This is a genomic window from Methyloceanibacter sp. (genome assembly GCF_050726195.1).
Classification (GTDB): domain Bacteria; phylum Pseudomonadota; class Alphaproteobacteria; order Rhizobiales; family Methyloligellaceae; genus Methyloceanibacter.
The window spans coordinates 45,587-58,263 of the sequence record NZ_JBOHJC010000009.1 but is presented as its reverse complement, the minus strand read 5'-3'; the positions used below and the strand labels follow the sequence as shown (position 1 = coordinate 58,263).

Genomic DNA, 12,677 nt, shown 5'->3' with positions numbered 1-12,677 from the left:
TATAACGGAGGCGCGCCATGAAGATCGAGATCAAGAAAATCGGCAATTCCGAAGGGTTTATCCTGCCGCGCGAGCTGATGCAGCGGCTTGGACTCAAGCGCGGACAAGCGCTGCACATTACCGAGCTACCCGGCGGCGGCTTTCAGGCGCTTCCCTACGATCCAGATTTCGAGAAGACGTTGGAGATCGTCGACGAGATCATTGACGAGTATCGCGACACGCTCTCTGCGCTCGCGAAGTGACGGAGCCCATTTGGTTCGCGTACGATCAGGCCGTCGCCGCCCATAGCCTCCAGTTGCGCCGCTACGGCGGTGCCCCGAGATTGCGGGACGAAGGGGCACTGCGATCGGCTTTGGAGCGGCCCGTCAACAAGTGGCACTATGAAAGCCTCGGCTTGCCCGAGCTCGCCGCGGCCTATGCGTTTGGGCTCGCCAAGAACCACGCCTTTGTGGACGGGAACAAGCGTATCGCCTTCATCAGCATGGTCGCATTCCTACGCAAGAACGGAGTAAATTTTCGGCCAGACCAGGCGCAATCCACAGCGATCATTCTTGCCGTTGCGGCGGGTGAGGTGAGCGAGAAAAATTTGGCGCGCTGGATTCGCGACAACTGGCCGGAGCCTTGAGGGGACTTAAGCCGCGATGACGCAGGTGTCGCTCGTTCCCATTCTGGTGTGGATCGCGGCGCTTCTGTGCTGGGGCATCGCAGTGTGGCGCGGCCCGCGGCCCATCATGCAGGCCTTCGTCGTCGACCGGTTGCTCTGCTATGTCTTCATCTTCCCTCTGGGGGTGCAGGGCTTGTGGGCCTTTGTCGGGCACGTGTTCTTTCCCGACCGGGCCGCGGCCGACATCGGCTGGGCGCCGAGCCCGTTCCAGTTCGAGGTGGGCTACGCCAATCTCGGCATAGGCCTCGCCAGCCTCTATGCGGCGTTCACCGGCTTCTACGCGCGGGTGGCGGTGGCCATCGCCGCGTCGTGCTTTCTTATCGGGGCGGGTATCGGCCATGTGCACGACATCGTCGCCCACGGCAATCTCACGCCGGGCAATGCCGGACCGATCCTGGTCACCGATTTCCTGACGCCCATGGCCGTGCTCGCGCTTCTCTTGGTGGCGGCGCGGCGCCCGCGGCCGAAGTCTCCCGACAGTCTAGCGCTCGAGGCGGAGCTCGAAGTGGCGCGCCGCGCGATGCGATCCTACAAGGACGCGCTCGACAAATTCGTCAAGGAGTAGCTCGTAGCCCGGGTGAAGCGAAGCGTAACCCGGGAGTGATTGAGAGGCTGCCCCGGATTTCGCTGCGCTCCATCCGGGCTACAATTTCTGCTCGGGATCAGCGGCGGGCGAAGACTTCGACGGTGCCGTCCTTCTTCACCAGCAGCACGTCATAGGCTTCCGTCTCGCCGTTCGGCTGCTCCATGCCCGGCGAGCCGAGCGGCATACCGGGCACGGTGAGGCCGATGGCGTCGGGGCGCTCGGCGATGAGCCGCTTGATGTCGGAAGCCGGCACATGGCCTTCGATGACGTAGCCGCCGATCTTGCCGGTGTGGCAGGCGGCGAGCTTCTCGGCGATGCCCGCTTCGCGCTTGAGACGGTCGAGCATTGAGGGGGTGGCGCTATTGGCCGTGACTGCAAAGCCGCTCGCCTCGAGATGCTCCACCCATTTGCCGCAGCAGCTGCAAGTCGGCGACTTCCAAACTTCGATGGACGGCTGGTCCGTCGCGGCGAGCGCCGGCGATGCCAGCAGAAGCGCGAGACAAAAGGCAAAAACGGTTTGCAAGGTCATAACCCAACTCCGCACGAGTGCATTACTACGGATACTAGTCGATCAGGGCAATGTCGGCGATCACAGGGCGGTGATCCGACCCGAGCCGCGGCCCTACTGTGACGCCAAGGGACGCAAAGTGGCGCGAGGCGAACACATTGTCGATGGGGAAAAGCGGCACGAGCGGCAGGTCCCGCCAGCGCATCGGCCAGGTCGGGCAAAACGTATTGAAGCGGCCGAGCTTGGTGGCCCGCGTGAATTTCTTCAGCTGCCACGTCCACGGTGTCATGTTGAAGTCGCCGGCAAGGATCAGGTGGCCGGGCCGGCTCAGAGCGAACGCCGCCAAATTGACGATGTCGGCGTTTTGTAGCTCGGGGTAGAACGGCCGGGCCAGATGCACGCCGGCGAGGTCGATTTCTCTGCCGTCCACGTCGAGCCGGACCCAGCGGACCAGGAGTGAAATCCAAGGCGGGTAGCCTTCGCGATCGATGCGGCCGTCGGCGAGGATCGGATGCTTGGATAGGATGACGATCGTGCCGCCGCCGGCGCGATGCGGGTAGGTGGCGCCGAGCGCATCGAGAAATGCGGCGTGCTGCCCGCGCACCTCCTGGAGCACCAAGACGTCGGCGCCGGTCTCATCCACAAATTTCAGAACGGTGTCTGCTTGGCCGTTCTTCCCCCACAGATTGAAGGTTGCGACTCGCAAGAACCGCACCGATCCCTCGGACGCGTCGGGGGCGCGCCCCGGCAGACCAGTGAGCAGCAATGCCAAGCTGACCGCGAGAAGAATGGCCGAGGTGCAGATCAGCGCGCGCCCGCGTGTGGCGAAGGCTAGGGCGAGCAGCGCAAGCGCGCCTGCGGCCAGGAAGGGGAGCCCATTATTAAGAATGTCGAGCGCCGGGTACCAATTGGCGAGGAGGCCAAGGCCGACGAGCCCTGCGCCAAAAGCAAGACCGACCGCCACAATCGCTCTCAGAAATTTCGACATGAATTCGTGCGTCTTTGAGGTCATATGCAAGAGGGGTTGGGCGCGGGCCTGGAAGCGTCCCTATATGGAGGAAGCCTTACCCGTGGGTGAAACGTTTTTCGTCTTGTCATGACCGACGCGCCTTCCGACCGCGAAAGAAACAGGTTCACGGCGCGCGCCCTGCGCTATGGGCGGGTCGGCGCCAATGTCGGCGGGGTCGCCGCGCGAATCGCCGGACGGCACTTTTTCGGGCTCGATCCGGAGCGCGACAAGGACGCCGCGGCGCTCGCCGCCGCGCTAGGCGGCCTCAAAGGGCCGATCATGAAGGTGGCGCAGCTTCTTGCCACCATTCCCGAGGCGCTGCCCGCCGAATATGCCGCCGAGCTCGGCCAATTGCAGAGTCATGCGCCATCCATGGGCCAGTCCTTCGTGCGGCGGCGCATGGCGGCGGAGCTTGGGCCCGAGTGGGAGGCGAAGTTCGCAAGCTTCACGTACGAGGCCGCGGCCTCCGCCTCGCTCGGCCAAGTACACAAGGCGCGCGCCCATGACGGACGGCAGTTGGCGGTGAAGCTGCAATACCCGGACATGCAGTCGGCGGTCGAGGCAGACCTCGCCCAGCTCAGCATCTTGTTCTCCATCCATCGCCGCATGCGCCCCGCCATCGAGACTTCGGAGATGCTGAAGGAGATTTCGGCGCGGCTGCGCGAAGAGCTCGACTATGAGCTGGAGGCCAAGCACACGCGGCTCTACGGCATCCTCTTCAAGGACGATCCCCTGATCCGCGTGCCGGAGGTGGTGCCGGAGCTATCGACGCGGCGCCTCCTCACCATGACTTGGCTCGACGGCGGGCGGCTCCTTGACTACACGGGGCGCGCCCTCGAGGAGCGCAACCACATCGCCCGCGCCATGTTCCGCGCCTGGTGGTACCCGTTCAGCCATTATGGGGTGATTCACGGCGACCCGCATCTCGGCAACTACACCGTGTTCGAGGATGCGGAGGGCAGGGCGGCCGGCATCAACCTGCTCGACTATGGCTGCATGCGCACCTTCGCGCCGAAATTCGTTCAAGGCGTCATCGATCTCTATAACGGGCTGTTGCGGAACGACCGCGCGCTCATCGTACACGCTTACGAGACGTGGGGCTTCGGCGGCCTGTCGAACGAACTGATCGACATCCTCAATATCTGGGCGAACTTCATCTATGGGCCGATGCTTGAAGATCGCGTGCGCACCATCGCCGAGCACGAGCGGCCTGGTGCCTATGGCCGCAAAGAGGCGTTCAGGGTGCATCAGGGCTTGCGCGACAAAGGGCCGGTGACGGTGCCGCGGGAGTTCGTGTTCATGGACCGGGCGGCGATCGGACTCGGCGGGGTGTTCCTGCATCTCAACGCCGAGCTCAACTATCACCGCCTGTTCGAGGACACCATCGCCGGATCGGACCTCGCCGACGTCGCCGGTCGCCAGCGCGAGGCGTTCGCTGCCGCCGGCGTGCCGCTGCCGGACGGACGCGACTAAGTCTCTGGCGCGGCAAGCAAATCGCATTCACAGCCTATACAGGAAACATTAGGGTAGACAGCCGCAGATTGTTGCTTCCGTAATTCAGTGCGGAACAGCAAGGTGCCGTGATGGCGAAGCCAGGGGATAAGCCCGAACCTGGTGTCGATGGAGGGGCCGCCGATGGCCAGGCGGCGCCCGAGCCGCCGCCTGGCCGGTTCGTTTTCTCCACCGAGGCCTTCCCCGAGCACGACCGTTTTACCGCCTTCCGCGAAGCGTTCGTGCTCCCCTACTTCAATTCCGACATCGTCAATCGGTCTGATCGACCGTTTGGAGCGCGAGTCGAGGGCGTCGCTGCAGGTGGCGTGCATATCAGTCGTATGGCGTGCACGCCAGTGACCTATGTGCGCACGCGAGTGGACGTCGAGCGATCGGATGGCGCGCCGTCATTCTATATGGGCGTTGGCGGCAATTACAGAATCGAACAGGGCGAGACGTCACGGGCCATGGACCCCGGAGTTGGATTTCTGGCGCCGGTCGGCGACCCGGCATTCTGCCACGTTCTTGGCAAAAGCCAGGGGCTTGCGCTCAAGTTCGCGCCTGGGGTGCTGGAGCGCCTGGTGCCGCGGGAGCTCAAACCCCAGTCTCTGTCGGCCGATCTGCCGGCCATGCGCCTCGTCAAGAGCTATCTCGATTCGTTTGAGCCCCTAGAGGCCACGGCGGACCCCGCTCTCCTCGAAGTGTTTGGCACGCATATTTGCGACCTCATCGCGCTTGCCGTCGGCACCAGCGGCGATGCGCTGGAGCTAATTGGTGGCCGGGGCCTGAAGGCCGCGCGCACGGACGCCGTGCTCACGGCCATCAGCAAGCATTTTGCCAGCCCCGGGTTGTCCGCCGAACAAGTGGCGCACGAGATTGGCGTCTCGGCGCGGCAGGTGCACCGCCTACTCGAGGAGACGCCCAAGACATTTTACGAGCATGTGCTCGAATGCCGCCTGCAATGCGCCTACCGGATGCTGACCAGTCCGCGCTTCGGCAGATTCAAGGTCGCCGAGATCGCCCAGCGGACCGGCTTCACCAATGTCAGCCATTTCAACCGCCTGTTCCGCACCCGCTTCGGTGAGACGCCTGCTTCCGTGCGCGCTTCTGAGACCGCCGCCTATGAGCACAACAGTGGTGCTTTGTCGCGAGATCTCAGCCACAAATAGCCATGGAGCGAACGGACGCCAGCGATCCATTGAGGCCGGCTGATGGGCACGGTGAACAGGCGCCCGCTCAGACCGAGCCATCCGCGCCACCCGACCATTTCCGCTTTTCGACGCGCGATATTCCTGCCGGCGGCAAGTTCGAGACGTGGCGCGATTTGTGGATGCGGCGGATCGTCGAGGTCGATGTGACGACCGACTCGCCTGAGAGTTTCGAAGGCGAGATCGAGTTGTGGCGCGCCGGTCCTCTTTCGGTCGCCAGTATGATCGTCAAGGAGCCGTCTCCTGCGCATCGACCGTGCCACGCTGCTCGAGCTGTTGCCGCGCGATTTTGAAGCCGCCATGCAAAGCTTCGCGGGGAACGGCATGGTGCCGCTAATTGCCAACATGGTGCCGTTGATCACCAGCAGGACGGAGCCGACCACGCCGGCAAGGCGCGCGGCCATCGGGCAGCAGATCATCGATCTCGTCGCGCTTTTACTCCATCCCTCGCGCGACGGGCGTGCGCTGATCGAGAGCCGCGGGCTGAAGGCGGCGCGCATGGGAGCGGTCTTGCAGGCGATCGATCGGCGGTTCGCCGATCCGGCGTTCTCGGCCGAGGCGATCGGGCACGAGCTCGGCATTTCCGGGCGCCAGGTGCATCGCCTTTTGGAGGGGACCACCAAGACCTTATACGAGCATCTGCTGGAGCGGCGGCTATTGCGCGCGTACGAACTGCTCTCGAACCCCCTGTTCGGCGAGGCAAAGATCGTCAAGATCGCGGAACAGGCGGGCTTCGCCAACGTCACGCATTTCAACCGCCTGTTCCGCGCGCGATTCGGCGATACGCCCACAGGTGTGCGCGCGGCGACGGCAACGCGGTACACGCTGCGCGATTTGCGTCAAGGTCTTGGCAAATCAGTATAAACCAAGAGCCCGAAGCTCCCCCAAGCCGCCTTTCATGACGCTCAAAAATGTTTCCTGAGGGGCTTGCAGGTCGTGGAACGCGAACCCATTTGGCCTGCTATCGCAGCTTGTAGGGGAAGCCAATCGGCCTTTTGCCATGGGTTTGCAGGCATCCGGCGATTTTCCGACAGCATCAGGTATATCAACGGGCCGGGAGTCCATCTCGGCACCAGAGGCGGCCGCTTCTGCGCCGCCCCCCTATTTCCGCTTCTCTACTCGCGGGCTCGAACGCACGGACAAGTTCGAGGCTTGGCGCAATCTCTGGGGCGGGGCGCGGGTCGGCGAGGCCGACGTGACGATTGAGTCGCCCGGCACGTTCGACGGTGAAATCGAGATGTGGGGCGCAGGCGCGCTCACCATCATTCGCCTGGACGTCCAGAGTTCGCGTTACCATCGCACGCCCATTCATGCCCGCAACGGGGCTGACGATTTCAGTCTCACGCTTTGCGGCGATGATATGAACGTCAGCCTACCCGACGGCGAGACGTTGCCGTTCACCAAAGGCGGCGCGTTTTTTCTCGCCCATGACCGTCCCTATGTGGTCAAGGCCGGGAACCGTTGCCCAACCGCCATTCTTAGGGTCGACCGCAAGGCGTTGCTTGAGCTGATGCCGCGCGGCTTCGATCTCCACGTGAGGTCTTTGGCACCTGGAAGCCCCCTCCTGCCGTTGATCCAGAACATCGTGCCTCTGGTCAGCAGCCGGACGGAACCGACGCCACCAGAGCGTCGCGCGGCCATCGGACAACAGATTGTCGACCTCATCGCCCTTCTGCTCGACCCGTCACATGCGGGACGGGCGCTGATCGAAAGCCGCGGGCTGAAAGTGGCGCGCCTCGGCGCCGTGCTCCGGGCGATTGAGCTGCGGTTCGCAGATTCGGCGTTCTCGGCCGAGACGATCGGGCACGAGCTCGATATCTCGGGGCGCCAAGTTCATCGCCTATTGGCGGAGACCACCAAGACGTTCTACGAGCATCTCCTGGAGCGCCGCCTGCTGCATGCCTACGAGCTGCTGTCGCGTCCGCTGTTCAGCGAGGCGACGATTGCCGAGATCGCGGCACAGGCCGGGTTCACCAACGTTACCCATTTCAACCGCCTGTTCCGCGCCCGGTTCGGCGATACGCCGAGCGGTGTACGCGCCACCGCCACGACGGGGCGAACGCCGCGCCATCTGTGCTAGAGGTCTGGCGACAGGCCATAAGCGACGGTTTTTCCTGACATTTCCGGCTTTGCTGAGAGCGACGGTACCTTTGCTGTGAGCGACATGAGTCGGTCTTCCCCTCCCTTCGTTTAGCACCCAAATAGCGACGCGAGCGGGCAGCAATGCCCAGCCGGAATTCGAAGTGAACGGAGACGCATCGGGCCGAGACATGCCTCGGCACGCAACGGTCCCGCTTTGCCCGAAACCGGCACAGAGACGCGACTGAAGGAGGATCACCATGGTCGACATTCCTGCCAACACCACGACCACGGCTTGGTTCGATGGAGCACCGGGGGGCTGGGGTTCGTTCTCCGGCTCGCTTGAGACGCCCGGCGATAAGGACTGGATCAAGGTCTATCTTGACCAGACCAAGACGTATCAATTCTGGCTGCACTTCCAGGAGGCCGGGGCCGACCCGACGACCGGCGACTCGTTCCTGCGCATCTACGACGCGAACGGAAACTTTGTGGTCGGGAACGACGACAGGAGTCAGTCGAGCCTCAACTCCTTCATCGAGTTCCAGCCTTCGTCAGCCGGCACCTATTACATCGAGGTGGCGGCATCGGGCGACAACAAGGCCGGGCAATACAGCGTCGCTTACAAGTTTAAGAATGACGGCGAGACGTTCGTCGACCTTTCCAACCTCCCCGACACCTATAGCGGCCAAGCCGGGGAAGTGATCGCCGGCGGCAAGAGCAACGACAGCATCACTGTCGCCGACGGCGCGGGCACCTTGCTCGGCGAGCAGGGCGACGACACCCTCATTGGCCGCGACGGCATCCAACAGGATTATCTGTTCGGCGGCCTTGGCGATGACCATCTGCACGGGCTCAGCGGCACAGACTATCTGTTCGGCGATGCCGGCAACGATACGATCTACGGCGGAAGCGGGAGTGACGGGATTTTGGGCGGCCCCGGCGCGGACGAGCTCTATGGCGGCGCCGGAAATGACCTGTTCTACCTTCAGGGAAGCAATGGGATTGGCGATGTCATCAATGGCGGAGCCGACGATGACACAGTATTGAATTGGGGGAATAGTCCCCTCACTCTCTCTACCTTTAATGCTGCCGCCTCGTCCATCGAGACGTTCGATGGAGACGGCTACGGCCTCTTCGGCACCAGCGCGGCCAATACCTTTAACTTCGCCGCCCTCGTTAAGAAGCTCGAACTTCCCTTCATCGACGGTAAGGGCGGCAACGACAAGATCACCGGCTCAGACTTCGCCGACGTGCTCCGTGGCGGCGCGGGCAAAGACACGCTCACAGGCGGCGCGGGGCGCGACTTCTTCGACTTCAACAAGATCTCCGAGTCGAAGGTCGGCGCGAAGCGCGACGTCATCACCGACTTCAAGCGCGGCCAGGACCACATCGACCTCAAGGACATCGATGCCAAGAAGGGCGTCGGCGGCAACAACAAGTTCAAGTTCATCGGCAAGGACGACTTCGGCGAGACCAAGGGCGAGCTGCGCTACGAGGACAAGGGCTCGACCGTGATCGTCCAAGGCGACGTCAACGGCGACGGCAAGGCCGACTTCGAGATCATGGTCAAGGCCGGCGCGCTCTCGGCCGGCGACTTCGTCCTCTAACCCCACACACACTGACGATGGAGATCAATCATGGTTGACATTCCTGCAAATAGCACAACGACAGCGATGTTCGAAGGCGCGTTGGGGACGTCTTCAGTCCCCGCGTTCGCGACGTTCTCGGACCAGCTTGAAGTCTCCGGCGACCGCGACTGGATCAAAATCGAGCTCGAAGCAGGCGTGATCTACGAGTTCCATATGCACTTCCAGAACAGTGTGGTGCCCGCAAGCGGTGGCGACTCGATGCTGCGCATCTACAATTCCAATGGCGTGATCGTTGCCTCCAACAACGACCGCGCGGATGGAGACCAGAACTCCTATGTGTCGTTTATCGCCCCGACCACAGGCACCTACTTCGTCGAGGCGAGCGAATTCGGCGACGACCGGGTCGGCGATTACTCGATCCTCTTCATGGAGAGCGACGGACTGACCAATCACATCCTGGACGGCACCGACAACACGTACACCGGCACTCCAGACCAGAGAATTCTCGGCGGCAGGGGCGACGACACCATCACTCTCGGTGAGGCCAATGATGCGCTCGGCGAGCAGGGCAACGACACCATTACCGGCAACGATCTCGACAACCGCATCTCGGGCGGTCTCGGCGACGACATCATCCAAGGTGGCGGGGGTAAGGACTATCTGTTCGGCGACGCCGGCACCGACACCATCGTCGGCGGAAGCAGTGCCGACTACCTCTGGGGCGGGTCGGGCGACGATACGCTCTTTGGCAATACTGAGAGCGATGTCCTGTACGGCGGCACCGGCAATGACAAATTGTTCGGCGGCGACGGCTTCGACCATTTCATTGGTGGACCTGGCGTCGACGAGATGTATGGCGGCAACGATGGCGACTTTTTCCGACTGAAGGGCAACGAGTCCATCGACGATACGTTTCGCGGCGGTGCCGGCATCGATTGCATGCAGTTGGACGGTGGAGCTCCTGTCACCCTCCGCAATTTCGACGCGCAGATCTCCGAGGTCGAGGCCTGGGACGGCAACGGCCTCGGTCTCTTCGGCACCAGCGGGGCCAACACGTTCAACTTCGCCGCCATAGACGAGGTGAAACTGCTTCCCTTCATCGACGGCATGGGCGGAAACGACAAGATCACTGGCTCCGACTTTGTGGACGATCTGCGCGGCGGGTCCGGCAACGATACTCTGAAGGGCGGCGACGGCGACGACGTGCTGACAGGCGGCGCCGGCCGCGACGTTCTCACTGGCGGCGCCGATCGCGACTTCTTCGATTTCAACAAGATCTCGGAGTCCAAGGTCGGCTCGCAGCGCGACAAGATCATGGACTTCAAGCGCGGCCAGGATCACATCGATCTCAAGAACATCGACGCCAAGACGGGCGTCGGCGGCAACAACAAGTTCAAGTTCATCGGCAAGGACGACTTCGGCGGGACCAAGGGCGAACTCCGCTACGAGGACAACGGCTCCAAGGTCATCGTCCAAGGCGACGTCAACGGCGACGGCAAGGCTGACTTCGAGATCTACGTCAAGGCCGGCGCGCTCTCGGCCGGCGACTTCATCCTCTAAGCGCCACTCCCAAGCGACGGAGATTCAGAGATGGCAAGCGCAACATGGCTCGAGACACCCGGTTCCGGCGATTACTTCACACCCTCCAACTGGAGCATCGGGGCAATTCCTAACGAGACCGCTTTCTTCGACTTCTCCAATGTGACCACGCTGACCATCTCGGCGAGCGCGGGGGCCGGCGGGTGGAGCTTCAATCAGAATGCGTCCGACTACAGTTTCACGGTCGCGGGTGGCAATACCTTCAGTTTCAACGGTGCCGGTATCGAGATCAACGGCGGCAGCGCGACAATCACCACTGTCGGCACTCTGCGCTTCAACAACGCGAGCTCCGCCGACAGCGCGAAGTTCATCAACAACGGGGGTTTGCAGTTTTCCGGCAGCAGCACGGCCGACGACGCCGACATCACGAATGCCAATGGCATCTCGTTCAACGAGGCGAGCTCGGCCGGAAGTGCCACAATCTTCAACGGTGATGCGGCCACTTTGGAGTTCAACGGGACGAGCTCAGCCGGCGCTGCGGTCATTAACAGTGAAGGTGTTGTCCGCTTTCTTGGCGACAGCACGGCGGGCAACGCCGATATCACTGTCAAGATCGGCACCCTTAGTTTCCAGGGCAACAGCACCGCCGGCGACGCCACCATAACCACTAGACCCGCCGGTACTACCAACTTCGTCGAAAACAGCACGGGCGGCGACGCCCGGTTCATTACCGACGCTGGCGGGCTCGTCTCGTTCCATTCCACCACTGGTCCGAATGGCGACGGAAAGTTCAGCGCCGGGTCGATTGAAGGCGAAGGCCAATATCGCCTGGGAGACAACGAGCTCACCATCGGCAGCAACAATTTCTCGACGATCCTGAGTGGGACGATCATCAACTTACCGGGGACCGCTGGGTCGTTGGTCAAGGTCGGTACTGGTACGTTCACCCTCACCGGAGCCAACACTTATGGCGGCGACACCACAGTGAATGCCGGCGTGCTTCAAGTCGACGGTTCGATTGCGAGCCCGGTCGCGACCGTGAACGACGGCGGCACGCTGCAGGGCGATGGAACCGTGCAAGAGGTCGTTGTCGCCAGCGGTGGAATTCTGAAGCCCGGCGCCGGGATCGGGACGCTCAGCACCGACTCGGTGACCTTCCAGTCGGGCGGAATCTTCAGTGTCGAGCTTGGAACGGCGCTGTCAGACCAACTCGACGTGAACGGCACGGTCGCTCTCGGCAACGCCACGCTGATGGGGTCTCGTATCGGCGATTTCCATCCCGCCGTCGGCGACACGATCACCGTCATCGACAATGACGGTAGCGACACGGTGCTCGGCACGTTCGCCGGCCTCGCCGAGGGCGCCACTCTGGTCGCCAACGGCCGCAAGTTCATCATCAGCTATCAGGGCGGCGACGGCAACGACGTGACCTTGACGGGGGATGGAGCGATCATCAACGGCACCAGTGGCGGCAACGTCATCAACGCCTCGCAGAGCGTGGCAGGACAGCCGTGGTCGACCACGGCCGACGACACCATCTTCGGCAACGGCGGTAACGACACGATCCACGGCCTTGCCGGCGACGACGTGATCTTTGGCGGGTCCGGAAAAGACCGGCTTATGGGCGGCGATGGCGACGACGTGCTGACCGGCGGCGCCGGCCGCGACGTGCTCTATGGCGGCGCGGACCGCGATTACTTCGACTTCAACAAGATCTCGGAGACAAAGAAGGGCAGCCAGCGCGACAAGATCATGGATTTCAAGCGCGGCCAGGATCACATCGACCTCAAGGACATCGATGCCAAGGCGGGCGTGTCCGGCAATCAGAAATTCAAGTTCATCGGCAAGAGCGACTTCCACGAAAAGAAGGGCGAGCTCCGTTACGAGGACAAGGGCTCGAAGGTCATCGTCCAAGGCGACGTCAACGGCGACGGCAAGGCCGACTTCGAGATCTTCGTCAAGGTTGGCGCGCTCTCGTCAGGCGACTTCGTCCTCTAGTTTCAG

The 12,677-nt window shown here is 62.7% G+C and carries 13 protein-coding genes; 11 read left to right on the top strand and 2 right to left on the bottom strand.

Going from position 1 to position 12,677, the window contains the following annotated elements; translation table 11 throughout:
• Positions 1-17 precede the first annotated feature (17 nt).
• The 3 genes from ACRECX_RS08095 to ACRECX_RS08085 are packed head-to-tail and all read left to right on the top strand — an operon-like array spanning position 18 to position 1,229.
• A complete protein-coding gene (locus ACRECX_RS08095) occupies positions 18-242 on the top strand; it encodes an AbrB/MazE/SpoVT family DNA-binding domain-containing protein (protein WP_431558321.1) in 225 nt (74 codons plus the stop codon).
• The gene (locus ACRECX_RS08090) at positions 239-625 is read left to right on the top strand and encodes a type II toxin-antitoxin system death-on-curing family toxin (RefSeq protein ID WP_431558320.1); all 387 of its coding nucleotides are present in this window, start codon (positions 239-241) and stop codon (positions 623-625) included. The genes ACRECX_RS08095 and ACRECX_RS08090 overlap by 4 nt, the downstream gene beginning before the upstream one ends.
• A 16-nt stretch (positions 626-641) precedes the next feature.
• Entirely contained in the window at positions 642-1,229 is a 588-nt protein-coding gene (locus ACRECX_RS08085; protein ID WP_431558319.1) for a DUF6790 family protein, read from the top strand.
• Positions 1,230-1,326: 97 nt separating this feature from the next.
• Here ACRECX_RS08085 and ACRECX_RS08080 read toward each other — a convergent pair whose 3' ends face one another.
• Positions 1,327-1,779: a DUF411 domain-containing protein gene (locus ACRECX_RS08080; RefSeq protein ID WP_431558318.1), complete on the bottom strand. Its 453-nt coding sequence runs from the start codon at positions 1,777-1,779 to the stop codon at positions 1,327-1,329.
• Between the two features lie 34 nt (positions 1,780-1,813).
• Positions 1,814-2,746, bottom strand: coding sequence for an endonuclease/exonuclease/phosphatase family protein (locus ACRECX_RS08075; protein WP_431558317.1), 933 nt, complete (start codon positions 2,744-2,746; stop codon positions 1,814-1,816).
• 108 nt (positions 2,747-2,854) lie between these two features.
• On the opposite strand from ACRECX_RS08075, the gene ACRECX_RS08070 reads away from it, so the two are divergent.
• The 8 genes from ACRECX_RS08070 to ACRECX_RS08035 all read left to right on the top strand — a co-directional run bounded on the left by ACRECX_RS08070 (position 2,855) and on the right by ACRECX_RS08035 (position 12,671).
• Positions 2,855-4,240: an ABC1 kinase family protein gene (locus ACRECX_RS08070; RefSeq protein ID WP_431558316.1), complete on the top strand. Its 1,386-nt coding sequence runs from the start codon at positions 2,855-2,857 to the stop codon at positions 4,238-4,240.
• Positions 4,241-4,350: 110 nt separating this feature from the next.
• The gene (locus ACRECX_RS08065) at positions 4,351-5,427 is read left to right on the top strand and encodes an AraC family transcriptional regulator (protein WP_431558315.1); all 1,077 of its coding nucleotides are present in this window, start codon (positions 4,351-4,353) and stop codon (positions 5,425-5,427) included.
• A 2-nt stretch (positions 5,428-5,429) separates the two neighbouring features.
• Positions 5,430-5,759: a hypothetical protein gene (locus ACRECX_RS08060; RefSeq protein ID WP_431558314.1), complete on the top strand. Its 330-nt coding sequence runs from the start codon at positions 5,430-5,432 to the stop codon at positions 5,757-5,759.
• A 7-nt stretch (positions 5,760-5,766) separates the two neighbouring features.
• A complete protein-coding gene (locus ACRECX_RS08055; protein ID WP_431558313.1) occupies positions 5,767-6,330 on the top strand; it encodes a helix-turn-helix transcriptional regulator in 564 nt (187 codons plus the stop codon).
• Positions 6,331-6,466: 136 nt separating this feature from the next.
• The gene (locus ACRECX_RS08050; RefSeq protein WP_431558312.1) at positions 6,467-7,546 is read left to right on the top strand and encodes an AraC family transcriptional regulator; all 1,080 of its coding nucleotides are present in this window, start codon (positions 6,467-6,469) and stop codon (positions 7,544-7,546) included.
• Between the two features lie 259 nt (positions 7,547-7,805).
• The gene (locus ACRECX_RS08045; protein ID WP_431558311.1) at positions 7,806-9,152 is read left to right on the top strand and encodes a calcium-binding protein; all 1,347 of its coding nucleotides are present in this window, start codon (positions 7,806-7,808) and stop codon (positions 9,150-9,152) included.
• A gap of 30 nt (positions 9,153-9,182) precedes the next feature.
• Complete coding sequence (locus ACRECX_RS08040) at positions 9,183-10,694, top strand: calcium-binding protein (protein ID WP_431558310.1); 1,512 nt, start codon at positions 9,183-9,185, stop codon at positions 10,692-10,694.
• Positions 10,695-10,724: 30 nt separating this feature from the next.
• Positions 10,725-12,671, top strand: a complete 1,947-nt coding sequence (locus tag ACRECX_RS08035) for an autotransporter-associated beta strand repeat-containing protein (RefSeq protein ID WP_431558309.1) — start codon at positions 10,725-10,727, stop codon at positions 12,669-12,671.
• The last annotated feature ends 6 nt before the right edge of the window (positions 12,672-12,677 follow it).

Bases quoted from the DNA above. Each gene is read 5' to 3' on its own strand.
- ACRECX_RS08040 (WP_431558310.1), top strand. From the start codon at position 9,183: ATGGTTGACATTCCTGCAAATAGCACAACGACAGCGATGTTCGAAGGC.
- ACRECX_RS08070 (WP_431558316.1), top strand. From the start codon at position 2,855: ATGACCGACGCGCCTTCCGACCGCGAAAGAAACAGGTTCACGGCGCGC.
- ACRECX_RS08095 (WP_431558321.1), top strand. From the start codon at position 18: ATGAAGATCGAGATCAAGAAAATCGGCAATTCCGAAGGGTTTATCCTG.
- ACRECX_RS08075 (WP_431558317.1), bottom strand. From the start codon at position 2,746: ATGTCGAAATTTCTGAGAGCGATTGTGGCGGTCGGTCTTGCTTTTGGC.
- ACRECX_RS08050 (WP_431558312.1), top strand. From the start codon at position 6,467: ATGGGTTTGCAGGCATCCGGCGATTTTCCGACAGCATCAGGTATATCA.
- ACRECX_RS08065 (WP_431558315.1), top strand. From the start codon at position 4,351: ATGGCGAAGCCAGGGGATAAGCCCGAACCTGGTGTCGATGGAGGGGCC.
- ACRECX_RS08085 (WP_431558319.1), top strand. From the start codon at position 642: ATGACGCAGGTGTCGCTCGTTCCCATTCTGGTGTGGATCGCGGCGCTT.
- ACRECX_RS08045 (WP_431558311.1), top strand. From the start codon at position 7,806: ATGGTCGACATTCCTGCCAACACCACGACCACGGCTTGGTTCGATGGA.
- ACRECX_RS08055 (WP_431558313.1), top strand. From the start codon at position 5,767: ATGCAAAGCTTCGCGGGGAACGGCATGGTGCCGCTAATTGCCAACATG.
- ACRECX_RS08035 (WP_431558309.1), top strand. From the start codon at position 10,725: ATGGCAAGCGCAACATGGCTCGAGACACCCGGTTCCGGCGATTACTTC.
- ACRECX_RS08060 (WP_431558314.1), top strand. From the start codon at position 5,430: ATGGAGCGAACGGACGCCAGCGATCCATTGAGGCCGGCTGATGGGCAC.
- ACRECX_RS08080 (WP_431558318.1), bottom strand. From the start codon at position 1,779: ATGACCTTGCAAACCGTTTTTGCCTTTTGTCTCGCGCTTCTGCTGGCA.